22 protein-coding genes are annotated in these 23,986 nt (G+C 55.3%); 5 read left to right on the plus strand and 17 right to left on the minus strand.

All coding sequences use genetic code 11. The features are described from left to right. Positions 1-1,259 precede the first annotated feature (1,259 nt). The 3 genes from A9B99_RS03525 to fusA form a co-directional block, all read right to left on the minus strand. Positions 1,260-1,559, minus strand: a complete 300-nt coding sequence (locus A9B99_RS03525) for a helix-turn-helix domain-containing protein (protein ID WP_064594657.1) — start codon at positions 1,557-1,559, stop codon at positions 1,260-1,262. Between the two features lie 2 nt (positions 1,560-1,561). Beyond that, positions 1,562-1,912 (minus strand): type II toxin-antitoxin system RelE/ParE family toxin, encoded by a 351-nt coding sequence (locus A9B99_RS03530; RefSeq protein WP_064594660.1) that lies wholly within the window; start codon positions 1,910-1,912, stop codon positions 1,562-1,564. 1,324 nt (positions 1,913-3,236) lie between these two features. Continuing rightward, positions 3,237-5,339 carry an elongation factor G gene (fusA, locus tag A9B99_RS03540; protein ID WP_064594664.1) on the minus strand — a complete coding sequence of 701 codons (2,103 nt, stop codon included), beginning with the start codon at positions 5,337-5,339 and terminating at the stop codon, positions 3,237-3,239. 222 nt (positions 5,340-5,561) lie between these two features. On the opposite strand from fusA, the gene A9B99_RS03545 reads away from it, so the two are divergent. Further along, positions 5,562-5,855 (plus strand): ArsR/SmtB family transcription factor, encoded by a 294-nt coding sequence (locus A9B99_RS03545; RefSeq protein ID WP_036113737.1) that lies wholly within the window; start codon positions 5,562-5,564, stop codon positions 5,853-5,855. On the opposite strand, the gene fetB is transcribed toward A9B99_RS03545, so the two are convergent. Next, a complete protein-coding gene (gene fetB / locus A9B99_RS03550; RefSeq protein ID WP_064594666.1) occupies positions 5,848-6,639 on the minus strand; it encodes an iron efflux ABC transporter permease subunit FetB in 792 nt (263 codons plus the stop codon). The genes A9B99_RS03545 and fetB overlap by 8 nt on opposite strands. Further along, complete coding sequence (fetA, locus tag A9B99_RS03555; RefSeq protein ID WP_064594669.1) at positions 6,626-7,306, minus strand: iron efflux ABC transporter ATP-binding subunit FetA; 681 nt, start codon at positions 7,304-7,306, stop codon at positions 6,626-6,628. Before fetA ends, fetB begins: the two co-directional genes overlap by 14 nt. Before the next feature lie 212 nt (positions 7,307-7,518). Between fetA and A9B99_RS03560 the strand changes: the two genes are divergently transcribed. Continuing rightward, positions 7,519-7,986: a GFA family protein gene (locus A9B99_RS03560; RefSeq protein ID WP_064594671.1), complete on the plus strand. Its 468-nt coding sequence runs from the start codon at positions 7,519-7,521 to the stop codon at positions 7,984-7,986. Positions 7,987-8,096: 110 nt separating this feature from the next. Here A9B99_RS03560 and A9B99_RS03565 read toward each other — a convergent pair whose 3' ends face one another. From A9B99_RS03565 to hutI, 7 genes are all read right to left on the minus strand, one after another. Continuing rightward, positions 8,097-9,602 carry an HAL/PAL/TAL family ammonia-lyase gene (locus tag A9B99_RS03565; protein ID WP_064594672.1) on the minus strand — a complete coding sequence of 502 codons (1,506 nt, stop codon included), beginning with the start codon at positions 9,600-9,602 and terminating at the stop codon, positions 8,097-8,099. Between the two features lie 6 nt (positions 9,603-9,608). Further along, entirely contained in the window at positions 9,609-10,385 is a 777-nt protein-coding gene (locus A9B99_RS03570) for an ABC transporter ATP-binding protein (protein WP_064594674.1), read from the minus strand. Next, positions 10,382-11,131 carry an ABC transporter permease gene (locus A9B99_RS03575; RefSeq protein ID WP_064594676.1) on the minus strand — a complete coding sequence of 250 codons (750 nt, stop codon included), beginning with the start codon at positions 11,129-11,131 and terminating at the stop codon, positions 10,382-10,384. The genes A9B99_RS03570 and A9B99_RS03575 overlap by 4 nt, the downstream gene beginning before the upstream one ends. Positions 11,132-11,142: 11 nt before the next feature. Further along, entirely contained in the window at positions 11,143-11,862 is a 720-nt protein-coding gene (locus tag A9B99_RS03580; RefSeq protein ID WP_064594677.1) for an ABC transporter permease, read from the minus strand. A 13-nt stretch (positions 11,863-11,875) separates the two neighbouring features. Further along, positions 11,876-12,730, minus strand: coding sequence for a transporter substrate-binding domain-containing protein (locus A9B99_RS03585; protein ID WP_064594679.1), 855 nt, complete (start codon positions 12,728-12,730; stop codon positions 11,876-11,878). 398 nt (positions 12,731-13,128) lie between these two features. Beyond that, a complete protein-coding gene (gene hutG, locus A9B99_RS03590) occupies positions 13,129-13,938 on the minus strand; it encodes an N-formylglutamate deformylase (RefSeq protein ID WP_064594681.1) in 810 nt (269 codons plus the stop codon). Beyond that, positions 13,935-15,143 carry an imidazolonepropionase gene (hutI, locus tag A9B99_RS03595; protein ID WP_064594683.1) on the minus strand — a complete coding sequence of 403 codons (1,209 nt, stop codon included), beginning with the start codon at positions 15,141-15,143 and terminating at the stop codon, positions 13,935-13,937. The genes hutG and hutI overlap by 4 nt, the downstream gene beginning before the upstream one ends. 241 nt (positions 15,144-15,384) lie before the next feature. Here hutI and A9B99_RS03600 point away from each other — a divergent pair, with 241 nt between their 5' ends. Beyond that, entirely contained in the window at positions 15,385-16,737 is a 1,353-nt protein-coding gene (locus A9B99_RS03600; protein WP_064594685.1) for a formimidoylglutamate deiminase, read from the plus strand. After that, complete coding sequence (locus A9B99_RS03605; RefSeq protein WP_064594687.1) at positions 16,734-17,270, plus strand: HutD/Ves family protein; 537 nt, start codon at positions 16,734-16,736, stop codon at positions 17,268-17,270. Before A9B99_RS03600 ends, A9B99_RS03605 begins: the two co-directional genes overlap by 4 nt. Here the strand turns inward: A9B99_RS03605 and hutC are convergent. After that, positions 17,267-18,022, minus strand: coding sequence for a histidine utilization repressor (gene hutC, locus A9B99_RS03610; protein ID WP_064594689.1), 756 nt, complete (start codon positions 18,020-18,022; stop codon positions 17,267-17,269). The genes A9B99_RS03605 and hutC overlap by 4 nt on opposite strands. A gap of 313 nt (positions 18,023-18,335) precedes the next feature. Between hutC and hutU the strand changes: the two genes are divergently transcribed. Next, positions 18,336-20,030 (plus strand): urocanate hydratase, encoded by a 1,695-nt coding sequence (hutU, locus tag A9B99_RS03615; protein ID WP_064595511.1) that lies wholly within the window; start codon positions 18,336-18,338, stop codon positions 20,028-20,030. 48 nt (positions 20,031-20,078) lie between these two features. Here the strand turns inward: hutU and cobT are convergent, their stop codons facing one another. The 4 genes from cobT to A9B99_RS03635 are packed head-to-tail and all read right to left on the minus strand — an operon-like array spanning position 20,079 to position 23,977. Further along, positions 20,079-21,137, minus strand: coding sequence for a nicotinate-nucleotide--dimethylbenzimidazole phosphoribosyltransferase (gene cobT / locus A9B99_RS03620; protein WP_074388756.1), 1,059 nt, complete (start codon positions 21,135-21,137; stop codon positions 20,079-20,081). A 34-nt stretch (positions 21,138-21,171) separates the two neighbouring features. Beyond that, positions 21,172-21,912: an adenosylcobinamide-GDP ribazoletransferase gene (cobS, locus tag A9B99_RS03625; protein WP_064594692.1), complete on the minus strand. Its 741-nt coding sequence runs from the start codon at positions 21,910-21,912 to the stop codon at positions 21,172-21,174. After that, entirely contained in the window at positions 21,909-22,454 is a 546-nt protein-coding gene (gene cobU, locus A9B99_RS03630; RefSeq protein ID WP_064594694.1) for a bifunctional adenosylcobinamide kinase/adenosylcobinamide-phosphate guanylyltransferase, read from the minus strand. The genes cobS and cobU overlap by 4 nt, the downstream gene beginning before the upstream one ends. Then, a complete protein-coding gene (locus tag A9B99_RS03635) occupies positions 22,451-23,977 on the minus strand; it encodes a cobyric acid synthase (protein WP_064594696.1) in 1,527 nt (508 codons plus the stop codon). The genes cobU and A9B99_RS03635 overlap by 4 nt, the downstream gene beginning before the upstream one ends. Positions 23,978-23,986 lie beyond the last annotated feature (9 nt).

Here is a 23,986-nt window from a genome sequence, read left to right on the forward strand (position 1 = left end):
GACCACACTCCACACCCGTCTGTAATATCTCAGCAAAAACATCAAAAAGATGTACCGGACACAGGACTTACAGCCACTCAGCACAACACAAAAAAACCCGCTACTTGCAGCGGGGACAGTTCGCGTAAGACCGGTGAACCGCAGAAAGGAAGACAAGGTTATTCCGCCCGGACGGCGGAATAAGGCGAACCGAGGCATGGATGCCGAGTCGAGCCGGCCGCAGACTGACTGCCCGGAGGTGAACGCAGTGCGCAGCACCGGTTGCCCGCGAAAAACCGGATTGTTAAGGGGCGGGCCCCTTAACACGTTCACAGGCTGTGAAGCCACATTGAGCGCATCACTTCAGGTGAACGGAAATAACCACCCCCGGTGAGCGTACTACACTGCACCGCTCGCCCGCGAAAACGGGGATTGCAAAGGGGGCGAGCCCCCTTTAGCCCGTTCACTGACTGTGCAGCCACATTAGCCACTTAACTTCAGGTGAACGGAAACAACCACACTGCAAGTGAACGGAACAGTCACCGCAGTAACAGTAATCTGCCAGCACTGCGCAAATTGCGCGCCGTGTCAGCAACACTGCTTTCTCTCACCCACTTCGCCCGGCGCCCGCAGGGGGCACTGGCCCCCTGCACCCCCTTTTGTGGCCGGCAAAATCGCCGCTGCGCGGACATTCGGCTTACCCCGGCGGCCTGTTCGGGTACCGCTCCGGGTCGGCTTCCTGCCTCCCGTCGCTCTGCCTGCGTCCTGCAGGCAGCCCCGGCCCGCCAGGCACGCCTCAACGATTTAGAGGCCACACCCACACCCGCCTGTCATATCTCAGCAAAAACATCAAAAAGACATACCAGACACAGAACATACAGCCACACCGAGCCACACAAAAAAATAGCCACTTGCAGCGAGGGCCTGCTCGCGTAAGACCGGTGAACCGCAGAAAGGAAGACAAGGTTATTCCGCCCGGACGGCGGAATAAGGCGAAACGAGGCATGGATGCCGAGTCGAGCCGGCCGCAGGCTGACTGCCCGGAGGTGAACGCAGTGCGCAGCACCGGTTGCCCGCGAAAAACCGGATTGTTAAGGGGCGGGCCCCTTAACACGTTCACAGGCTGTGAAGCCACATTGAGCGCATCACTTCAGGTGAACGGAACACGCTACACTGACCCCACTGCAAGTGAACGGAACTTTCACCACACTGACACAGTGAAAAGTGAACGGAAAAACCACACAAGGTCAGCGCATCAGCATCAGGTTCACAGCAACCAATCACAGGTGAAAAGCAACCCGTTTACCTGTCGGCAGCGTCACATCCAGACTTAACTCACCCCCTAACGCCTGCACATAGCGCTTCAGTGTAGAAAGCCGCGGATCATTACCAGCCTGTTCTATTCGGGCAACCGAAGGTTGTTTTACCCCCATAGCCGCAGCCAGCTCTGTCTGTGAAATATTCAATTCTTCACGCAACATACTAAGCGCAATCTGGATACTGGCCGTCTCAACCCGCTCAGCTACACGCGCCTGCATTTCAGGGCTTTCTTTAGCCAGGAGTTCTCTGTAAGTCGCCATAACTATTTCTCCAGTTTCATAAGATGTTTGCGGTATTCCGAGTCAGCCAGCCTGATCATGTCCTTATAGAAACGTTGCTCGTTTAACCCTGTTTTATCACCAGCACACAAGACGATTGCCTGCCGGGTGGGATCAAAAGCAAAAAACGCTCTGACAGGATTACCAGCATGCTGTATACGCAGTTCTTTCATGTTTGCAAAAGAAGAACCTTTTAATGTATCAACATACGGCCTGCCCAATTTAGGACCGAATTTCTCCAACACCCCCATAGCGGCATAAACCGACTCTCTGAGAGCATCTTCCTGCCCCAAAAACCACTTATCAAAACACTCCGTTGTTATGATTTCCCACATAGTGAACCTATAGTGAATTCGCTATAATTGAGACTATAATGAATTCACTATAATCTCAATAAAACAGCCGTCACAAATCTGCCCCCTACCAATAAACCCGCAGCAAAAAACAAGTAAAGACATACCAGACACAGGACATACAGCCACACCGAACCACACAAAAAGACAGCCACTCGCAGCGAGGGTATTGTGTCGCGTAAGACCGGTGAACCGCAGAAAGGAAGACAAGGTTATTCCGCCCGGACGGCGGAATAAGGCGAAACGAGGCAGGACGCCGAGTCGAGCCGGCCGCAGGCTGACTGCCCGGAGGTGAACGCAGTGCGCAGCACCGGTCGCCCGCGAAAACGGGGATTGCAAAGGGGGCGAGCCCCCTTTAGCCCGTTCACAGGCTGTGTAGCCACATTAGTCACCTCACTTCAGGTGAACGGAACTTTCACATCAGTCCAGGTGAATGGAAACAACCACACTGCAAGTGAGCGGAACAGTCACCGCAGTAACAGTAATCTGCCAGCACTGAGCAAATTGCGCGCCGTGTCAGCCACACTGCTTTCTCTCACCCGCCGCGCCCGGCGCCCGCAGGGGGGACTGGCCCCCTGCACCCCCTTTTGTGGCCGGCAAAATCGCCGCTTCGCGGACATTCGGCTTACCCCGGCGGCCTGTTCGGGTACCGCTCCGAGTCGGCTTCCTGCCTCCCGTCGCTCTGCCTGCGTCCTGCAGGCAGCCCCGGCCCGCCAGGCACGCCTCAACGATTTAGAGGCCACACCCCACACCCGCCTGTCATATCTCAGCAAAAACATCAAAAAGACATACCAGACACAGAACATACAGCCACACCGAACCACACAAAAAAACAGCTACTTGCAGCGAGGGACAGTTCGCGTAAGACCGGTGAACCGGAGAAAGGAAGACAAGGTTATTCCGCCCGGACGGCGGAATAAGGCGAAACGAGGCAGGACGCCGAGTCGAGCCGGCCGCAGGCTGACTGCCCGGAGGTGAACGCAGTGCGCAGCACCGGTTGCCCGCGAAAAACCGGATTGTTAAGGGGCGGGCCCCTTAACACGTTCACAGGCTGTGAAGCCACATTAACCACATCACTGGAAGTGAACGGAACCTTCACATCAGTCCAGGTGAACGGAAACAGCCGCACTGCAAGTGAACGGAAATCCCCCCGGTGAGCGTACTACACTGCACCGGTCGCCCGCGAAAACGGGGATTGCAAAGGGGGCGAGCCCCTTTAGCCCGTTCACAGGCTGTGCAGCCACATTTACCACGACACTAGAAGTGAACGGAAACAATCACACTTCAGGTGAACCTAAACAACCCCTTACTTTTTACCCCGCACCGCCACAACCTCCTGCGCCACATTATCCGGCGCCTCGGCATAATGGTGAAACTCCATACTGAACGTGGCGCGCCCCTGAGTCATGGAACGCAGAATAGTTGAATAACCGAACATCTCCGATAGCGGCACATCCGCCCGGACAATGCGGCTCCCAACCAGCTCTTCCATCCCCTGAACCAGGCCGCGACGTGATGACAAATCCCCCATCACATTACCGGCATACTCTTCCGGTGTTTCCACTTCCACATGCATCACTGGCTCCAGTAACACTGGCGATGCACGGCGGGCGGCTTCGCGAAACGCCATACTACCCGCCATGCGAAATGCCATTTCCGAGGAGTCCACCTCGTGGTAAGAACCAAAGGTCAGCGTGGCTTTCACATCCACCACCGGGTAACCTGCCACCACACCGGTTGCCAATGCATCACGAATACCTTTTTCCACAGAAGGAATGTACTCTTTCGGCACCACGCCGCCTTTGGTGGCATCGGCAAAGGCAAAACCCGCGCCAGGCTCCTGAGGCTCAACGCTGATAACTACATGGCCGTACTGCCCTTTACCACCAGACTGGCGAATAAATTTACCTTCCACATCGCTTACCGCTTTACGCAGCGTTTCACGGTAAGTGACCTGCGGGCGGCCAATTCTGGCTTCCACGCCAAATTCTCGTTTCATGCGGTCGACAATAATATCCAGGTGTAACTCACCCATGCCGGAGATAATCGTCTGGCCAGATTCTTCATCTGTCCGTAACCGGAATGACGGATCTTCTGCCGCCAGCCGCTGTAACGCCAGGCTCATTTTTTCCTGGTCGTCACGGGTTTTCGGCTCAATTGCCAGTGAAATAACCGGTTCCGGGAACACCATGCGCTCCAGAGTAAGTACCGCGGCCGGGTCACACAGTGTTTCCCCGGTGGTGACATCTTTCAGGCCCACACAGGCAGCAATATCACCGGCATACAGCACATCCACCTCATGGCGGTTATTGGCATGCATTTGCACAACACGGCCAATACGCTCTTTTTTGCCAGTCCCCGGAATGTACACCTGGTCGCCTTTATGCAGCGTACCGGAATACACCCGGATAAAGGTTAACTGCCCCACATACGGGTCGGTCATCAGCTTAAAGGCCAGTGCAGAGAATGGCGCATTTTCATCGGCGGCACGGGTTACCGTTTTTTCCTGCTCATCCAGCCCACTCACTGGCGGAATATCCAGCGGCGACGGCATTAATGTCACCACTGCATCAAGCAGCAGTTGCACACCTTTATTTTTAAACGCGCTACCACACAATACCGGCTGAATTTCACCGGCAATAGTGCGGGCACGCAGGCCATCGAAAATAGCCTGTTCAGGTAACTCACCGCTTTCCAGGTAACTGTCCATCAAGGTTTCACTGGCTTCAGCCGCCGCAGCCAACAGGTTTTCCCGCCACTCACCGGCTAACGCCTTAAGCTCCTCTGGAATGGGTTCATAACGGAACGTCATCCCCTGGCTTTCTTCATCCCAGTACACTGCGTGCATCTTGATTAAGTCCACCACGCCGGTGAAGCGCTCTTCACTGCCAATGGGTAACGTAACCGGCACCGGGTTAGCATGCAGGCGGTCTTTCATCATTTGCACTACACGCAGAAAATCAGCACCCTGGCGGTCCATTTTGTTAACAAACGCAATGCGCGGCACATGGTATTTATTCGCCTGGCGCCACACAGTTTCAGACTGGGGCTGCACCCCGCCCACGGCGTCATACACCATAACGGCACCATCCAGCACGCGCATGGAACGCTCCACCTCTATGGTGAAATCCACATGGCCTGGGGTGTCGATAATCGTAATATGGTGTGGCTCGAAATTGTGGTCCATACCCGGCCAAAAGCAGGTAACAGCAGCCGATGTAATGGTGATTCCACGTTCCTGCTCCTGGGCCATCCAGTCGGTTGTTGCCGCGCCATCATGAACTTCGCCCAGTTTATGGCTCAGGCCAGTGTAAAACAGGATACGTTCCGTGGTAGTGGTTTTACCGGCATCAATATGAGCCGAGATACCAATATTGCGATAACGTTCGAGGGGGATGGGTCGGGGCATAATGCGTCCTTAGTCTGTAAGACCAGTTTTTCGCGCAGAAACCATTTTCTGCGCTTCATCAATGAAACACATCATAGTACAACTGTACGAGTATAATCGAACTATTATTATCATTGTTGTTATTTGTCAAAACTCACCACCCTGCATACATAGCAAGAGACAGGGTGTTCAGGTATATTACGCCCTCGCCGCTCGCGGCGGGTAACAGACCACAGGAAGCCTATGAAGCACCATCCCGAACGAGAACAAATTCGCCTTGAAAATGTCCTGCTGGCGCTGGGCAACCCTATCCGTCTTGATGTCGTGAAAAGCCTTGCTGAACAGGGTGAACAAGCCTGCGGCACACTGCGGCGTGATGTGGCGAAATCCACTATGACTCACCACTGGCGCGTACTGCGCGACAGCGGCATTATCTGGCAGCGCCCACAAGGGCGGGAAAATTTGATTTCATTGCGCCGGGAAGACCTGGATGCGCTGTTTCCCGGCTTACTGGAAACACTACTGAAAATTATTTAACTGCAGGTTTTGCCCCCTGAACCCGCACCTGCAACTGATGGCGTTCATTGTAGAAGCGGCGGTATGCCAGGTACCCGGCAAGAATAGTTGAGAGACTCGCTGTCGATAGCAGCATAAATGTCACCATTATCTGGTATTTAATTGCTTTTACCGGGTCAATACCGGCGAAAATCAGCCCGGACATCATACCAGGCAAGCTCACCAGCCCCACCGTTTTTGCTGAATCCACCGTTGGAATCAGCGCGGCACGAATACTGTCGCGAATTAATTGCGCCGAAGCCTGTTTCGGGGTCGCGCCCAGGCTGAGCATTTCCTGGATCCGCTGTTGTTCTGAAGAGAACCGCTGGCCGAGGTTGTTGTAGCATAACCCCACCGCCACCATCGCGTTACCGGCAATCATCCCGGAAATCGGAATAACCTGCATGGGCACAAAGGCAATCGACCCGGTAAACACCAGCACACTGAGCGTCAGCACTGCCCCACTGGTAATGGCCACGAACGAAATGACAAAGGCCTTATCAATATATTTACTGCGCTTTTTGGCATTCCACGCCGCATTCAGGCAGATAAATAACACCATCAGTACCGTCAGCAGTGCGTGGTTGACATCAAATATGTATTTCAGCACATAGCCAACGGCTACCAGTTGCACAATGGCGCGGGCAATGCTCCACACAATATCCCGCTCCAGCCCCAGCTTTTCTCTGTTACTGATGACTATTGCGACCACCACCAGCACCAAAGACAGCGCCAGCGATTCATTGGTGATGTTATGCTGATTCATGGCATCCCTCCTGTTCGCTCTGTTCCTTAAGGCGTGCCGGCAACGTAATTACATCGCCCAGTTCACGCAGTTCGCTGGTGTCGTGCGTCACCCATAACACGCCCAGGTGTTGTTCTTTTACCAACCCGGCAATCAGCTTATGTACTGTTTGTTTGTTCTCTTCATCCAGTGCGCTGGTAATTTCGTCCAGCAGTAATACCTGTGGCAAAAATTGCAGGTTACGAATCAGAGAAACACGCTGCTTTTCCCCACCAGATAACGACTGTATTGATTTTTCCAGGGTATCTTCCGCCAGGTTTACTGTTGCCAGGTCGGCGCGTAAACGGGCTTTATCCGGCTTTTTCTGGCGCAAAACCCAGGGAAACGCCAGGTTGTCATACACCGTGTCGCCAAACAGAGCCGGGGTTTGGGTGCAATACCCCACCGCCTGGCGCCAGGCTTCCGGCGTAAATGCGTCACTGGCGCGCCCGTTCAGTACCAGCGTGCCGCTATCGGGCATGAGTAAGCCACCAATGATTTTCAATAAAGTGCTCTTGCCGCACCCGGAAGGGCCGGTAATCAGGCGGCATTCACCCGCCTGCACCGCAAGGGAAACGTCGTCCAGAATAGACTGACTACCGGACTGATAACTGACATGCTGCACCGCCAATAAAGGAGAAGACGCCATTTTTCACCTGTTTTTACTGATGTTTTTCATCAGTATACCCGTGGTATGAAGCAAAATCTCTGGCGTTATTGAACCCGTTTTATGACAAAAGCAGGGGAAATCCTTGCTATAGTTATCGCGCGATGGTGGAGTCGCGGGCTTCACTGCCCCACACGCCACCATCAACAGCGCACACTGTTGATTTCATTTTAAGAAAGCCGGGAGGATATGCGGTGAATAAAGATCTTTTGCCTGCAGAGGGCGAATGCCGGTGCGGTAAAATCGCCATGCGTATTGATGCTCCGCCGATACTGACTATGGCGTGTCATTGCAGTGGCTGCCAGAAAATGAGCGCCAGCGCTTATTCTCTGACGGCCGCTATTCCACGAGATGCATTCTCTGTGACCCGTGGGGAGCCTGTTATTGGCGGGCTTCATGGTGAAGACGCGCGGCACTTTTTCTGCCCGTACTGCATGACATGGCTGTTCACCCGGTTAAACGACAGTTTGCCTTTTGTGAATGTCCACCCCACTCTGTTTGCCAATCTTGCGTGGTCAACACCTTTCATTGAAACCTGGACCCGCGAAAAACTCCCCTGGGCGAAGACTCCGGCGGTACACAGCTTCCCGGAGTTTCCACCACCAACCTCATTTAAAGGCCTGCTACAGGCCTACGCGCAACATGTTCAGGCGCAGGCATAAGCAATGTGAGTCCGCATGGCTGCCGCAGGTGTCTGCGGCAGTATGTTGTTTATTGTTCAGCCTGTTGTGCTGGCCGTTATAAGCCAGGTTGGTTGGGTAATTTTTTAATATTAACAGGCAATATTTTCGGCGGGAGTATTACGCATTATTTGCACGGTCTTTTTCATTTCTGGCGCCAGCCACCGGTCCTCAACCCAAAAGGCTACTTCGCGGCGCAGCAGTGTAACGGCCTGAACCGTACCCGGAGCCAGGCGGGAGGTACCAATCAACTCCAGCGCCTGCGCTGCCAGCAAATATTCAATGCCCAGAATCTGCCAGGTGTTATCGCACACCTGCAGGAGCTTAAGTGCCGCACTGGTGCCCATACTCAGGTGGTCTTCCTGTAAACCCGAGGTAATGTAATTATCCAGCACTGCGGGTTGTGCCAGCCGCCGGTTCTCGCCACACAGAGATGCCGCTACATACTGGGCTATCATCATGCCAGAGTTAACCCCGGGTTTTGCCACCAGAAAAGGAGGTAGTTCACTAACCAGTGGATTAATCAGCCGGTCAAGGCGGCGCTCTGCCACACTGCCGGTCTCCGCCAGCGCAATTGCCAGCAAATCTGCAGCCATCGCCACCGATTCACCATGTGGATTTGCCTGAGAAACTACCTGCCAGTTACCTGGTTCGCCCAGCACCAACGGGTTGTCGGTTGCGGCATTGAGTTCCTGATTCACCTGAGTTTCCACATGACGCCACTGCGCACGGCAGGCACCATGAATTTGCGGAACAGAGCGCAAACTGAGTGCATCCTGGGTACGTACCCCCTGGTTTTCAGCCAGCCAGGCACTTCCATGAAGCATTGCACGTAACCGCTGGCCGGTGGCACTGACATCCGGGCTGGATTTCAGCGCCAGCACACGTTCATCGAACGCTGCCAGTTGGCCCTTCAATGCTTCTATGCTCATGGCCCCGGTGACATCGGCCCAGTCCATTAACTGTTTCGCTTCACCCAACGCCAGGCAACTCAGCCCTGTCATGCAGGGTGTGCCATTCACCAGGCACAGGCCATCTTTCGCCCCCGGGTTCACCGCATCAATACCCTGCTCTGCCAGCGCATCGCAGGCCAGCCAGCGTTTCCCTTGCCAGTTCACAAAGCCCATGCCCGTCAGGGCCAGACCAATATGCGCCATATGGGTCAAATACCCGACAGAACCCTGGGAAGGCACTTCCGGGGTAATGCCCTGATTGATAAATGCCAGCAACGCCCGGACAACATGGGGAGAAATACCGGAATACCCCAGGCTGTAGTTGGCCACTGCCGCACACATAATGGCCCGGGTCTGCACCACACTAAGTAACGGCCCGACACCACAAGCGTGGCTCATCAGCGTGTTACGCGACAACTGGCTTAATGCCTCTGGCGGTAAAATCACATTGCATAACGCTCCCAGCCCGGTATTAATCCCGTAAGCGGGCTGGCCGCTGGCGACAATTTCTTCCACGATTTGCCGGGCATTTTGCATGCGCTGCCATGCTGCTTCACTTAACTGCAGTTGCGCACCATGCTGTGCTACGGCAACCACGTCCTGCCAGGTGGCAGGTGTGTCGCCCCACTCTCTTATTTCACTCATTAATCTTTACCCCATTCGGGAAATAAACTGGTCAAAACGCGGGCTGGCATGCCGGGTAAACAGCGTATCCGGGTCTCCTTCGCACTCAATATTGCCTTCATGCATAAACACCACCCGGTTTGCCACATTGCGCGCGAAGCCCATTTCGTGGGTTACGACCAGCATGGTGCGCCCTTCATCGGCCAGAGCACGCATGACATTGAGCACTTCGCCCACCAGTTCCGGATCCAGTGCCGAGGTAGGTTCATCAAACAAAATCACTTCCGGATCCATTGCCAGCGCACGGGCGATGGCCACCCGTTGTTGCTGACCACCAGAGAGTTGTTCCGGGTAGTAATCTTTGCGGGCGTACAGACCCACCTGGTTGAGCAAATGTTCAGCCTGCGCTTTACACTCTGCCAGCGGGCGTTTCAGCACATAGCGCGGGCCTTCCATGACGTTTTCCAGCACAGTGCGGTGCGACCACAAGTTAAAGCTCTGAAACACCATGGCTACCCGGGCACGTAACTGCTCAATTTGGCGACGGCTGGCAGAGTGCCCGTGCCGGTGTGCTTTGGCATCGACAATAATGGTTTCCCCGGCAACCTGAATTTCACCGGCATCAGGTACTTCCAGCAAATTAATGCAACGCAAAAAAGTACTTTTACCGGACCCGCTGGCACCCAGAACGGAAATAACATCGCCTTTGTTGGCAGACAGTGAAATGCTTTTTAAAACAGCATGGTCGCCGAATGACTTGCGGATATTCTGCACAGCCAGTACCGGCTGCTGGATGGCGGTCATGATTTTTCTCCCTTACTGCTGTTCAGCCCGGCAGGTGCATTGGCCGCAGCCCGCGCCTGAGCCCGACGAAAATTCGGTGTGAGGGCGTTTTCCAGCGCACGCCAAATTTGCACTATCAGGAAATTCAGAATCAGGTAAATCAACGCAGCACAAACAAACACCTCCATGGTTCGGTAGGTGCGCTGAATTATTTGCTGAGCCACGCCAGTGACATCCCACACCGTAACAAGGCTTGCCAGCGCAGTGGATTTCACCAGTAAAATCGCTTCTGTAGACCAGGCAGGTAATGCATAACGCAGCATCACTGGCCCAATTACCCGGCGAAATAACAGCCAGCGCGACATGCCACAGGCTTTTCCCGCTTCAACCTGCCCGGGGGGAACTGCCAGCAATGCGCCACGCAGAATTTCCGCTGTATAAGAGGCGGTACACAATGCCAGCGCCAGCACGGCACAGGTAAAAGGTTCACGCAGAACCGGCCAGACAAAACTGTGGCGTACTGCGCTGAACTGGCCCAGGCCGTAATAAATAAGAAACAACTGGATGAGCAATGGGGAGCCACGAAACACCAGAATGTACAGCCGGGCGAACCCGCTAAACAGCCAAAAGCGGCTCATCCGCATGGCAAGCACTACCAGTGCCAGGCAGCCGCCTACTGCCAGTGAACTGAAAAACAACCCCAGGGTGACCGGTAAAGCCCCCAGCAGTTTCACAAAGGTTTCGCTGAGAAACGCAAAATCAATCATCGCCACTCCCGTTAATACTGTGCGGCGCCATGGCCTTGCCAGCCACGCCCCATGCGCTGTTCAGCCCGTTTAAACGCGCTGTTGGATAACACCGTCAACACCAGGTAACAGCCGCCACCCACCAGGTAGAAAGTGAAATAGTGGTGTGTGGAACCTGCCGCCACCTGGCTTGCCCGCATCAGCTCAACCACCCCGGTCACTGAAATCAGCGCGGAATCTTTCAGGGTCATTTGCCAAATATTGGACATAGCCGGTAAGGCATAACGGATAATTTGCGGTGCAACAATGCGGCGGCGAATACACCAGGGCAGCATGCCCATGGCCTGCGCGGCTTCAATATCACCGTGGGACACGGCGAGGCGCGCAGCACGGAACACTTCCCCCTGATACGAGCCAGAAATCAGGCCAATTGCCAGTGCACCAATCAAAAAAGGCGGAACTTCAATAAAACCGCTGGCACCAAACAGATGGCCCGCCCAGGTCACAACGCCCGAGCCGCCGAAATAAAACAGGTAGAGAATCAGTAGTTCGGGGATACCACGAAACACCACCGAGTACCCTTCTCCGGCGACACGCATTAGCTTAACGGGTGAAAGCTTGGCGGCGGCAACACCACTGCCCACCACCGCACCAACCACCAGCGCTGCCAGCGACAACAACAAGGTCGTGCAGGCAGCGCTTACAATCAGCGGCCCCCAACCATTTTCGCCAAAACCTAATAAGGCCATCATGTTTGTGCCCCTCTTACGGCGTCACGTCCGTTTTAAACCATTTCTCACTGAGTTTTTTCACCGTGCCATCAGCAAGCGCGGCTTTGATTGCGGTATCCAGTTTCGCCTTCAGGTCAGTATCGCTTTTACGCACGCCCATCGCTTCCCCTTCACCCCAAATTGGCCCACCCAGTTTCGGGCCACTGAACGTGAGATCTTTGTTTTCCGGTTTACCCATAATCGAGTTGGCGAACGTGACATCATCAAACACGGCATCAATACGTTCCGCCTGCAAATCGAGAATGGCGTCTGCTGAACTGTTGTATTCACGTACCGTGGCAATATCTTTGAAGTATTTGTCGATAAATGGCGTGTAGACCGTACCGGAGGCAATTCCGATGGTTTTGCCTTTCAGGGCCGCACGCAACCTGGCTATGGCCGGGTTAATTTCTGCCGGGTTGTCGTGCAGTTTAATCAGTGCATCTGCCCCGGTGGCTTCCGGCAACAGATTCCCTTTCAGGGTAATGAAGCTGGCCGGTGTCTGCGCGTAAGGCACCGTAAAATCAATGATCTTTTTACGTTCCGGGGTAATAACAATGGAATCCATGATGACATCGGACTTCCCTGCCTGCAGCCCGGCAATCATCCCGTCCCAGTTCTGCACGCTCAGTTTGCAGGTCACTTCCATGCGTTTGCATAAATCCGCCATCAGTTCGGGCTCAAAACCGCTGAGCTTCCCGCCCGGCAACGTCATATTCCAGGGTTCATAACTCCCTTCGGTGGCGACAGTAATCGTTTTCCACTCTTTTGCCATTGCTGGCGTGCCGGAAAGTAGTGCCGCAAGCGCCGCGCTACTCAGTAGTAAACGGTAAACAGAAAGTACGTTCATCTGATGCTCCTGAAATAACCGGGTCGCTGACGCCGGTAACAACTGAAATGGGCTGGTGCCTTAATTTCCGGCACAAATGACTAAACATGTATATACAAGAAAAAACACAAAAAAGGCATTAACTCATAACCACTTGGGTTAATGCGCACCTGAGTGTGTCTTTACTTGTACATACAACTTAGCAATTGATATGCCACTTCGAAGAAACCATCTTATTTCATTGAAAAACCGCGGGTTCCCAGGTGAAGGTGCACCACCGGTTGCCAGTCAACCCGGTAATAACGCACCAAAGAAACGCATCCGCACCATAACAAAGCAGTAAAAATGGCGCACAACAGGGCAAAAAAGTGTGCCCCCACCATCCAGACTGGTGGTGGGGCGACAAACAACAGGCGGGGTTATCTGGCGTGAGATTCTTCCACTGCGCGCGCACTGGTAACCAGAGTTTCAAGCAGGGATTTCAGTACTTGCTGAAGTGCGGCCGCACGCTCTTCCTGCCAGGCGAATGGCGGGGTTTCATCCATATAATTACATTGTGCCAGTTCAAGTTGCACGGCATGAATATGGTTAGCCGGGTCGCCATAAGCGCGGGTGATATGCCCACCTTTGAAGCGGCCATTGATTACCCAGGTGTAAGCCGACTGGGCTTCACAACACGCACGCAGCGCCTCACTGACAGCAGGTGCGCAACTCGCGCCATGGTTGGTGCCAATATTCAAATCCGGCAGCCGCCCGTCGAACAGGCGGGGAATAACCGAGGCAATAGAATGCGCGTCAAACAACAGCGCATAGCCAAAACGGGCTTTGATAGCAGCCAGCGTATCGGCCAGTTGCTGGTGGTAACTCTGCCACACCTGCTCCAGGCACCACGCGCGGTGCGCTTTATCTGGCTCCTGCCCCGGGCGAAATACCGGCTCGCCATCGAACAACGTATCCGGGAACAGGCCAGTGGTGGCACTCTGGTACAACGGCGTGTCATCAGCCGGGCGATTCAAATCCACCACAAAACGTGAATAATTAGCCTGAAGAATACTGGCCCCCATTGCGCTGGCAAAAGCATAGAGCGCCGGAATATGCCAGTCGGTATCGGGTAATAACCGGGCACGGTCTGTCAGCCCGGCTTCAACTTCCGGCGTCAGCGACGTACCGGCATGAGGCATGCTAATCAGCAGCGGAGTGGATCCTTCATGAAATAACCAGGGTGTCATACACTTTCTCCACGGTAAACCACCTGGCAGGGTAACTGCCCGCCAAGCCAGTAAGCCAGTTCAGCGGGTTGCTTAACTGGCCAGTGAACAAAACTCGCCAGTTTCCCGGCTTCCAGAGACCCACACTCATGTTCCCTGCCCAGCGCTTTTGCCCCCCAAAGAGTAACCCCCGCCAGCGCCTCTTCCGGGGTCATGCGGAATAATGTGCAGGCCATATTCAGTATCAGGCGCAACGACAGCACTGGCGATGTGCCAGGGTTTAAATCACTCGCCAGCGCCATTGGTACGCCATGCTTGCGAAATAACTCAACCGGTGGCATTTGGGTTTCACGCAGCATGTAATAAGCGCCAGGCAACAATACCGCCACAGTGCCACTTTGCGCCATGGCAATGACGTCGTCTTCGGTAGCATATTCCAGGTGATCGGCAGAAATAGCCTGGTAACGGGCCGCCAGGCTGCTTCCGCCCAGCGAGGAGAGTTGTTCAGCGTGCAATTTAACTGGCAGGTTCAGTTCACGGGCAGTATTAAATACCCGGGTGATTTGTTGCGGCGAGAATGCCAGATGTTCACAAAAACCATCCACAGCATCCACCAGCCCTTCCCGGTGCGCGGCAGGCAATAAGGTCTGGCAAATGTAATCAATCCAGCCATCCGCATTGTTCTGGTATTCCGGCGGAACGGCATGAGCAGCAAGAAACGTCGCCTGGATATCGACAGGCTCCAGTTGCGCCAGTTGGCGAATTACCCGCAACATGCGCAACTCACTGTCACTTTCCAGCCCGTAGCCAGATTTTATCTCCAGTGTGGTAACGCCTTCCTGGCGCAGGCAGCGCAGGCGCTCACGAGCCGTGGCAAGTAACTCTGCTTCACTGGCCTGGCGCGTGGCGTTCACCGTGGAAATAATCCCCCCACCGCTGGCGGCGATTTCAGCGTAACTGGCACCATTAAGGCGCATTTCAAACTCACCACTGCGGTCACCACCAAATACCAGGTGAGTATGGCAGTCAACCAGACCGGGGGTAATTATCCCGCCATTCAGCCGTTTAACGTGCTGTGGCTGGCAATGGCCTGCGTCCCGTTCTTCGCCCACCCAGACAATACGCTCGCCTGCCACCGCAATCGCCCCTTGCCTGATAAGGTGGTACTTACCGTCTTTGAGCGTGACCAGGTCCGCCCCGGTCCACAGCGTTTCGCATTGCAACATTGTCTTGCCGCCTCCAGATGAGTGTGAATGATAGTAGCTCAACATAATTCGGGTGCAGGCAAACGGCAAAACAGTGCGTAATCCATGTATAACGAATTAAGGCAGCGCCCGGACGGGCTCCCCGACCGCTGCACAGACTGAACCGGCTCAAACAACCTGCCTGCAATTAAACTATGAAGGGTATACAGCACAAATTAAAGTATGTATATGTATATACAACCACAGAGACAGGGGATCAAGCATGGCAAGTTTTTATGCTGCACGGGCATTGTTGCCCGAGGGCTGGCGAACAGCAGTACGCATTGAGACAGAATCCGGGCGGATAACCGCCGTCACACCAGGCAGCCACAGTGATGGCGCCACGCCGTTACAGGGGCTGGTAGTACCGGGTATGGCTAACCTGCACTCCCATGCTTTTCAGGCAGCCATGGCCGGGCACGCTGAGGTGGCGGGTAACCCGCAGGACAGTTTCTGGACCTGGCGCGATGCCATGTATCACCTGGTTGGCCGCCTGACCCCGGAACTGATGGCTGATGTCGCCACCTGGTTGTATATCGACATGCTGAAAGGAGGTTATACCCAGGTTGCGGAGTTTCATTACCTGCACCACCAGCCTGACGGCACGCCTTACCCACAGGACGACATGCTACGGGCACTGATTCAGGCAGCCACCACGGCAGGTATCGGGCAGACTATGCTGCCAGTACTTTACCGCTATGCTGGTTTTGGCGCACAGCCGCCGGTTGAAGGGCAACGGCGGTTTATTCAGAGCACGGAAAGCTGGCTGGAACAATACCAGCGCCTGTCATCTCTGACTGCGGGCAACCCGCTGCTTAACCAGGGCGTGTGTTTCCATTCGCTGCGCGCCGTAACCCAACAGGACATGGCGCAGGTTCTGGCCAATACTCCGGCTGATGCCCCCGTGCATATTCATATTGCTGAGCAGCAAAAAGAAGTCAATGACTGTCTGGCAAGCTATGGTGCGCGCCCGGTCGCCTGGTTACTGGAGAATATGCCGGTAGATAAACGCTGGTGCCTGGTTCATGCCACACACCTGGACCAACAGGAAATTACCCGGCTCGCCGCTACAGGTGCTGTTGCCGGGCTTTGCCCCACCACCGAAGCCAACCTGGGCGATGGTATTTTCCCGGCGACGGACTGGCTGGCAGAACAGGGCCGCTGGGGTATTGGCTCCGACAGCCAGGTTTCACGCAGTGTGCTGGAAGAATTACGCCTGCTGGAATACGGCCAGCGCCTGCGTGACCAGCATCGTAACCGGCTGGCTCAGCCTGGCGCGCCCAGCGTGGGAGACGTGCTTTACACCCAGGCCGCTATGGGTGGCGCACAGGCCTGTGGCGTTCAAATGGGCCAACTGGCACCCGGTATGCGCGCCGACTGGCTGTGCCTCAATGCCGACTACTGGCCGCAAAACCGCCCGGACGACCAACTGATAAACCGCTGGTTATTTGCCGGGCAACGTAGCGAGATTCGTGATGTCTGGGTAGCCGGGCAGGCCGTAATTCGTAATGGGCAACACCCGCAGGAAGCCATTTATGCAGCCCGGTTTCGCAACGCACTGGAGGCACTGCAATGATTCAGGTGTGGTCGGTTGAAAACTTACCCGTAACGCGCTGGCGCAATGGTGGCGGGGAAACCCGAGAAATTATCGCCACCCCAGGTCCTGAAGGGAGCGACTTTTTGTGGCGGGCAAGTATTGCCACACTGGATAAAGACGGGCCATTTTCCCACTTCAGCGGTATTGACCGGGTAATTACCCTGCTGGAGGGCACGGGTGTGACACTGACAGTGGATGGTAAAGACATTCCCCTGGCGTTACACACTCCACTGGCTTTTTCCGGCGACAGCACCTGTACGGCACGCATCACCGGGCAGAGCCAGGATTTTAATATTATGACCCTGCGTGGAGCCTGCAACGCACATGTGGAAGTGGTAAACAGCGCACAACAGAGCCACAGCGGTGTTTGCCTGGTGCTCAGTGGCGAGTGGCAGTTAAATGGCAGCGAACTGGTTGCCGGAATGGGTGCGTGGTGGCACAACGAGCACAGCACTATCCGCCCGGTGTCTGCGGGCGGAAAGTTACTGTTTTGCCGTATTGAGGAAGGTTAACCGTGGCCTTTAAACCGGCCCAGCAGTTTGTAGCGTGTACCCGGGTACAATAACCGGGCATAAGTGACCACACGGTTATCACTCCAGGTCTGGCGGCGAATCAGCAGGCAGGGTTCCGCCGCATTCATTTCCAGCAACTCGCGCTGTGCGGTGTCAGGCATTATCGCCTCAACAATATGTTCCCCTGCCGTTAATGGGGCCACCTGCATCAGATAAGTGTAGGGCGTAAGCGCCATAAAATCTTGCGACAGGTAATCCGGTGCCACCAGTGGGTTGACCAGGCGGTCTTCCATTTGCACCGGAACATCGTTTTCGTAATGCACAATTACCGAATGGAAAATCGCCTGGCCGGTTGCCAGGCCCAGGACCGCCGCCTGAGCCGGGTCTGCCTGAATTTCGCTCATGCCAAGCACCCGGCAACTGTGGCGATGCCCGCGCTGAGTAATTTCTTCGGCAATGTTGTGCACTTCCAGCATGGCAGTGTAGCCTTTCATTTCGGCCACAAATGTCCCCACGCCCTGCATACGCAGCAGGTAGCCTTCACTGGTCAGTTCACGCAGCGCACGGTTGATGGTCATGCGGCTGACTCCCAGCCGGGCGACCAGTTCACTTTCAGAAGGCACGCGCTGGCGCGGCTTCCACGCCCCTTCGTTAATCTGGCTGATAATCGCCTGTTTCACGCGCTGATAAATGGGCGCGGGTTGGTCACCCATGGCACTGACCAGTTGTGATACGGCGGTTTGCTCTGTCATAGCGGTTCCCTGCATTGTCCGGTTGATACGAGTGTAATCCCCTTTATTGAAGATGTATATACATCCACACAATGTAGGTACATACCCTTCCTGCCCCGTTACTGTGCAAGTGCGCATCATTGTGGCGCAACCTGACTCGCCACCAGACAGGAGGGAAAGCTGCGGCCCTTGTCACAAGCTGAACACAGAGAAATAAAAAAGCTGGCGTGGCTTTTGCTAAATACTTTACCAGGATGTATATACAAGACTATACATGGCTAACACCAAAATTTATCCGCGGCAATTACGCGATACCAAGACAGAGGAAATGAATATGAGCAAACCCACCAGTCAGTCCGTTGCCCGCCCGGTCCACGCCCCTAAGGGCACTGAGTTGCATTGCGCTAACTGGCTGATTGAAGCACCGTATCGCATGATTCAGAACAACCTCGACCCGGATGTTGCTGAACGCCCGGATGACCTGGTGGTGTATGGCGGTATTGGTAAAGCGGCCCGTAACTGGGATTGTTTTGATGAAATTCTTGCCAGCCTGCGCCGCCTGAAAGCAGACGAAACGCTGCTGGTGCAGTCTGGCAAACCGGTGGGAATCTTTCGCACTCACACCGATGCCCCCCGCGTGCTGATTGCCAACAGTAACCTGGTTCCCCACTGGGCAAACTGGGAACACTTCCAGGAGCTGGATAAAGCCGGGCTGATGATGTACGGCCAAATGACTGCTGGCTCGTGGATTTACATCGGCGCACAGGGCATTGTGCAGGGCACCTATGAAACCTTTGCCGAAGCCGCACGCCAGCATTATAACGGCAGCCTGCGCGGTAAATGGATCCTGACGGCGGGCCTTGGCGGCATGGGCGGTGCGCAACCGCTGGCAGGGGTGATGGCTGGAGCCTGTGTACTGGCTATCGAGTGCCAGGAATCACGTATTGACTTCCGCCTGCGCACCCGTTATGTCGACCATAAAGCCTACACGCTGGATGAAGCCCTGAAGTTGATTGAAGACGCCACGGCCAAAGGGGACGCCATCTCGGTTGCGCTGCTGGGTAATGCGGCCGAAATTGTGCCGGAGCTGGTAAAACGCGCCAAAGCCGGTGGCCCGAAACCGCACATTGTTACCGACCAGACGTCAGCACACGACCCGCTCAATGGCTATTTGCCGGTTGGCTGGTCCGTTGAAGAGTGGGAAGAATTACGCAAAACTGACCCGAAAAAAGTGATGCAGGCCGCGCGTGCTTCCATGGCAGAACATGTTAAAGCGATGCTCGATTTCTGGCATATGGGCGTGCCTACGGTGGATTACGGTAATAACATTCGCCAGGTTGCCAAAGACGAAGGGGTGGCAAACGCCTTTGATTTCCCGGGGTTTGTACCGGCCTATATTCGCCCGCTGTTCTGTGAAGGCAAGGGGCCTTTCCGCTGGGTGGCACTGTCTGGCGACCCGGAAGATATCTATAAAACCGATGCCAAACTGAAAGAACTGTTCCCGGACAACCACGCACTGCACAACTGGCTGGATATGGCTCGTGAGCGTATTGCTTTCCAGGGGCTGCCTTCGCGTATTTGCTGGCTGGGGCTGGGTGAACGCCATATTGCTGGCCTGGCGTTTAACGAGATGGTGCGTAACGGTGAACTGAAAGCGCCAGTCGTGATTGGCCGTGACCACCTGGATTGCGGCTCGGTTGCTTCTCCTAACCGTGAAACAGAATCCATGAAAGATGGTTCAGACGCGGTTTCTGACTGGCCGTTACTCAATGCATTACTCAATACTGCCGGTGGCGCGACCTGGGTCAGCCTGCATCATGGTGGTGGTGTGGGTATGGGCTTCTCCCAACATGCCGGGGTGGTGATTGTGTGCGATGGTAGCGAAGCCGCTGATGTGCGCCTGGCACGCGTCTTGTGGAACGACCCGGCAACTGGCGTTATGCGCCATGCTGATGCCGGTTATGAAACAGCTATTGCCTGCGCACAAGAAAAAGGGCTGGACTTGCCGGGTATTCTGCCAAAAGCGTGATTCACGCCCGTTAAATTGCCCGCTATATGCGGGCAATTTCCCCCACAGTTAATGGCTTTCCGGCAACACGATATCGCTGCCTGCCAGCGTGCCCATTTCGTTGTATATCGCACAGGCGGCATCCACCAGTTGCATGGCCAGCGCCGCACCACTGCCTTCACCGAGGCGCATATCCATCACCAGGTATGGGTCCAGCCCCAAATGGCTGAGTGCGACACGCGCGCCACGTTCAGCGGATAAATGCGACGGGATCAGGTACGGTTTTACTTCCGGCGCAATACGGCAGGCCGCTAACGCGGAGGCATAAGAAAGAAAGCCATCCAGTACCACTGGCAACCCACAACTTGCCGCACCAAGCATTACCCCGGCCATGCCGAGCAAGTCAAACCCACCCACTTTGGCAAGCACATCCAGGCCATCCGTTACATCGGGTTGGTTTACGTGAATCGCTTTACGCACCACATCCACTTTATGGTGTAACTTCGCCAGCGGGTAGTTCGCGCCCACGCCTACGGTTTCCATTGGGTCTGCACCGGTCAACACGCTGACCACCGCAGCGGCAGGCGTGGTATTGGCAATACCCAGCTCACCAACACCAAACAGCGTCACGCCATCGGCCGCCAGTTGGCGTGTGAATGCGATACTTTGCTCCAGCAGGGTTTGCGCCTGCTCACGGGTCATCGCAGGCTCTTTGGCGATATTGCCGCTTCCCCGCGCTACCCGCATATCCACCAGCCCCGGAATCGGCTCGTAATCAATACCGGCATCCACAACATGCACCTGTGCGCCAGCCTGGCGCGCCAGCACACATACGCCGGTGTTGTGGCGGGTCATGTTGATAGCCTGAATCCAGGTGACCGCTTTGGGTGATACCGCAATGCCTTCTTCATAGACACCGTGGTCTGCACACATTACCACCATCGCTTTACTGCGCGTGTTGATTTCACCTTTTAACCCCGGGCAACCGGCCAGTTGAACGGCCAGTGCTTCCAGGCGCCCCAGGCTGCCCACCGGCTTGAGCAGGCCATCAATGTAAGCCTGGACTTCATGCTGACGCGCACTGTCCAGCGCCGGAATGGCCAGACGTATTTCAGGGAGTGTTTGCATATTCTTGTTCTCGATTTGCTCAAAAGACACTGACTTACAGCAACGCCAGCAGGAAAATCACTTCACCGGCTTCAATTGCCGCCCCCAGGGTATCGCCGGTTTGCCCGCCGAGGGTACGTTTCAGCGCCAGGCCCAGAACATATACCACAACGGTCGTGATAAAAAAGGCCACCAGCCCGCGCCAGGAAAGCAGCACAGAAGCTAACACCAGACCGGCCCCTAATGTGACCAGAGTTTGCACCCCATTAACCTTACCAATGAATAAGTTACCCAGGCCATTTTCCCGGGCATAACGCTGGCGGAACATCAGCAAAACAACCGCGCTGCGCCCGGCCAGGCAGGCACTGGCAAGCACGGGCAGTACCGGCTGCCCACGCAAAGCCAGTTCGCTAATCACCAGCACTTTCGCCAGCAAAATAAACACCAGCCCCAGCGCGCCATGAGTGCCCAGGCGGCTGTCTTTCATGATCTCCAGCATGCGCTCACGGCTACGGGCAGAAAAAACAGCGTCACAGGTATCTGCCAGCCCGTCGAGGTGAAAGCCCCCGGTAAGCACCGCCAGCGCCAGTACGGCGAAAAATGCTGCCAGCGGAGTGCCACTACCGGGCTGCAATACCAGAAACACCACTCCCGCCAGCGATCCCAGCAGCAACCCCACGAGAGGAAAAGTTACAATTCCGTTCACATACTGCTTCACGTCCAGGCTCTGATACCAGCGAGCACGCACTGGCAGGCGGCTCATAAATGCGAGCATCGCCAAATACAACTGAATCATTTAATTTTTACTCCAATCCCTGACACCACCAGCCAGACGCCATCTGCCGCCTGAGCCAGCCGTTGATTAACCCGCCCTGCGATATCCCGAAAATGCCGGGCCAGGCGGTTTTCCGGCACAATGCCCATACCTACTTCATTCGTCACCAGAAATATCGGTGCCGGGCAGGCTGCACAGGCCGCGATAAGCTGGTCGATTTGTTGGTTTACTGCTGCTTCAATAGCGGCATAGTTCCATGTTTCCGGGTCCTGCTCCCCTCCTTCATCAAACATCAAATTGGTGACCAGCGTTGTCACACACTCCAGCAAGATGGCTTCACCTGGTGGGTTAGCCGGGGTAATAAAGCGCCCCAGGTCGCGCCAGGCTTCCACCGTGCGCCAGTGTGCCGGGCGCGAGGCCTTATGGTGTGCCACTCGTTGCGCCATCTCGCCATCAAAAATTTGCGAGGTGGCAATGTACAGCACCCGTGAAGCGGCCTGGGCTGCCAGCTCTTCTGCCTGGCGGCTTTTGCCACTACGGGCACCGCCGGTTATCAGCATCATACGACTGGCTCCTGGTGTTGGTTCATGATGTGGTAAATTTTTTCGATATCAATGTGCTGGCGCATGGCGGCGGCCAGTTGGTCGAACTGCGCCTGCTTGTGGCGGGCGTAGTCCGGTATTTCACCTGGTAAAGGTGCCAGGCCCTTACGCTGGCGCAGGTTATCCAGCAACCGGCGGGTAAAGGCGGCGTTATCAAACACACCATGCAGGTAAGTCCCTGCCACGCGCCCGCAAGCACTGACAGCGCCATCAAGAGCAAGCCCGTGCTCTGCGCCCAGTTGAAAGACAGGCTGAGCCTGGTTACCGCGCTGGCTGGTGCCCATATGGATTTCATAGCCACTGACGGGTAAATCGCCGCAACCCGCCAGAATACCGGGCAGCGCCGCCAGGCAATGGCCGCTGGCCTGCACGGTCACTTTGTCATGGGCAAACTGGGTAGTGATATCCAGCAGCCCTAACCCCGGCTGGCTCCCCAGCCTGGATTCCACCTGGTCAACAATCGTGTTGCCCAACATCTGGTAACCACCACACACGCCGATAATCGCACCTCCGGCCTGGTACCAGGCGAGAATGCGTTTCGCCATACTGCTCTGGTGCAGCCATGCCAAATCCCCCAGGGTATTTTTGCTCCCAGGCAGAATAACTAAATCTGGCCCGCCAAAATCTTCCGGGTCGCGCACATAGCGCACCTGTACATCGGGCTGGAAAGCCAGCGGGTTAAAATCGGTAAAGTTGGAAATATGCGGCAAATGCACTACCACAATATCCAGTGCCTTATCCTGGCCGACCTGGTATCTGGCACGTTCCAGCACCACGCTATCTTCATCTTCCAGGTCAATATCCAGCCAGGGCATCACACCAATGACGGGTACACCGGTCAGGGCTTCTATTTGCTCAAGGCCAAGTTGCAACAGCGCAACATCACCACGGAATTTATTAATGATGACGCCTTTGACCCGGGCGCGCTCTTCGGGTTGCAACAATGCGAGCGTGCCATAAATCGCGGCGAAAACGCCGCCCCGGTCGATGTCTGCCACCAGCACCACCGGGCAGCGGGCAATTTCTGCCATGCCCATGTTGACAATATCCCGGTCACGCAGGTTGATTTCAGCCGGGCTGCCCGCACCTTCCAGCACAATGGCGTCGTATTCTGCCGCCAGGCTGTGCCAGACATCGCTGATTTTCTGGCGCAGACGCGGTTTATACTCGTGGTAAGTTACGGCGTCCATATCCTGCGCCACCTTGCCCATCAGCACGACCTGGGCTTTGCGGTCACTGGTGGGTTTGAGCAATATGGGGTTCATGCGCACATCTGGCGCAATACCGGCGGCTTCCGCCTGAAAAATCTGTGCGCGCCCCATCTCTTTGCCGTCTGGCGTAACGCCTGAATTCAGCGCCATGTTTTGTGATTTAAACGGCGCACACGCCAGCCCGTCCTGCACCAGGATACGGCACAGCCCGGCGACCAGCACACTTTTCCCGACATCTGACGCCGTGCCCTGCAACATAATGGATTTACTCATGCCATCTCC

It is taken from the genome of Mangrovibacter phragmitis (assembly GCF_001655675.1).
Lineage (GTDB): Bacteria > Pseudomonadota > Gammaproteobacteria > Enterobacterales > Enterobacteriaceae > Mangrovibacter > Mangrovibacter phragmitis.

Bases quoted from the DNA above. Each gene is read 5' to 3' on its own strand.
- A9B99_RS03530 (WP_064594660.1), bottom strand. From the start codon at position 1,912: ATGTGGGAAATCATAACAACGGAGTGTTTTGATAAGTGGTTTTTGGGG.
- A9B99_RS03525 (WP_064594657.1), bottom strand. From the start codon at position 1,559: ATGGCGACTTACAGAGAACTCCTGGCTAAAGAAAGCCCTGAAATGCAG.
- hutG (WP_064594681.1), bottom strand. From the start codon at position 13,938: ATGACACCCTGGTTATTTCATGAAGGATCCACTCCGCTGCTGATTAGC.
- fetB (WP_064594666.1), bottom strand. From the start codon at position 6,639: ATGAATCAGCATAACATCACCAATGAATCGCTGGCGCTGTCTTTGGTG.
- cobS (WP_064594692.1), bottom strand. From the start codon at position 21,912: ATGATTCAGTTGTATTTGGCGATGCTCGCATTTATGAGCCGCCTGCCA.
- A9B99_RS03570 (WP_064594674.1), bottom strand. From the start codon at position 10,385: ATGACCGCCATCCAGCAGCCGGTACTGGCTGTGCAGAATATCCGCAAG.
- A9B99_RS03605 (WP_064594687.1), top strand. From the start codon at position 16,734: ATGATTCAGGTGTGGTCGGTTGAAAACTTACCCGTAACGCGCTGGCGC.
- fusA (WP_064594664.1), bottom strand. From the start codon at position 5,339: ATGCCCCGACCCATCCCCCTCGAACGTTATCGCAATATTGGTATCTCG.
- cobU (WP_064594694.1), bottom strand. From the start codon at position 22,454: ATGATGCTGATAACCGGCGGTGCCCGTAGTGGCAAAAGCCGCCAGGCA.
- hutU (WP_064595511.1), top strand. From the start codon at position 18,336: ATGAGCAAACCCACCAGTCAGTCCGTTGCCCGCCCGGTCCACGCCCCT.
- A9B99_RS03580 (WP_064594677.1), bottom strand. From the start codon at position 11,862: ATGATGGCCTTATTAGGTTTTGGCGAAAATGGTTGGGGGCCGCTGATT.
- A9B99_RS03575 (WP_064594676.1), bottom strand. From the start codon at position 11,131: ATGATTGATTTTGCGTTTCTCAGCGAAACCTTTGTGAAACTGCTGGGG.
- A9B99_RS03565 (WP_064594672.1), bottom strand. From the start codon at position 9,602: ATGAGTGAAATAAGAGAGTGGGGCGACACACCTGCCACCTGGCAGGAC.
- A9B99_RS03585 (WP_064594679.1), bottom strand. From the start codon at position 12,730: ATGAACGTACTTTCTGTTTACCGTTTACTACTGAGTAGCGCGGCGCTT.
- A9B99_RS03600 (WP_064594685.1), top strand. From the start codon at position 15,385: ATGGCAAGTTTTTATGCTGCACGGGCATTGTTGCCCGAGGGCTGGCGA.
- A9B99_RS03635 (WP_064594696.1), bottom strand. From the start codon at position 23,977: ATGAGTAAATCCATTATGTTGCAGGGCACGGCGTCAGATGTCGGGAAA.
- fetA (WP_064594669.1), bottom strand. From the start codon at position 7,306: ATGGCGTCTTCTCCTTTATTGGCGGTGCAGCATGTCAGTTATCAGTCC.
- hutI (WP_064594683.1), bottom strand. From the start codon at position 15,143: ATGTTGCAATGCGAAACGCTGTGGACCGGGGCGGACCTGGTCACGCTC.
- hutC (WP_064594689.1), bottom strand. From the start codon at position 18,022: ATGACAGAGCAAACCGCCGTATCACAACTGGTCAGTGCCATGGGTGAC.
- A9B99_RS03545 (WP_036113737.1), top strand. From the start codon at position 5,562: ATGAAGCACCATCCCGAACGAGAACAAATTCGCCTTGAAAATGTCCTG.
- cobT (WP_074388756.1), bottom strand. From the start codon at position 21,137: ATGCAAACACTCCCTGAAATACGTCTGGCCATTCCGGCGCTGGACAGT.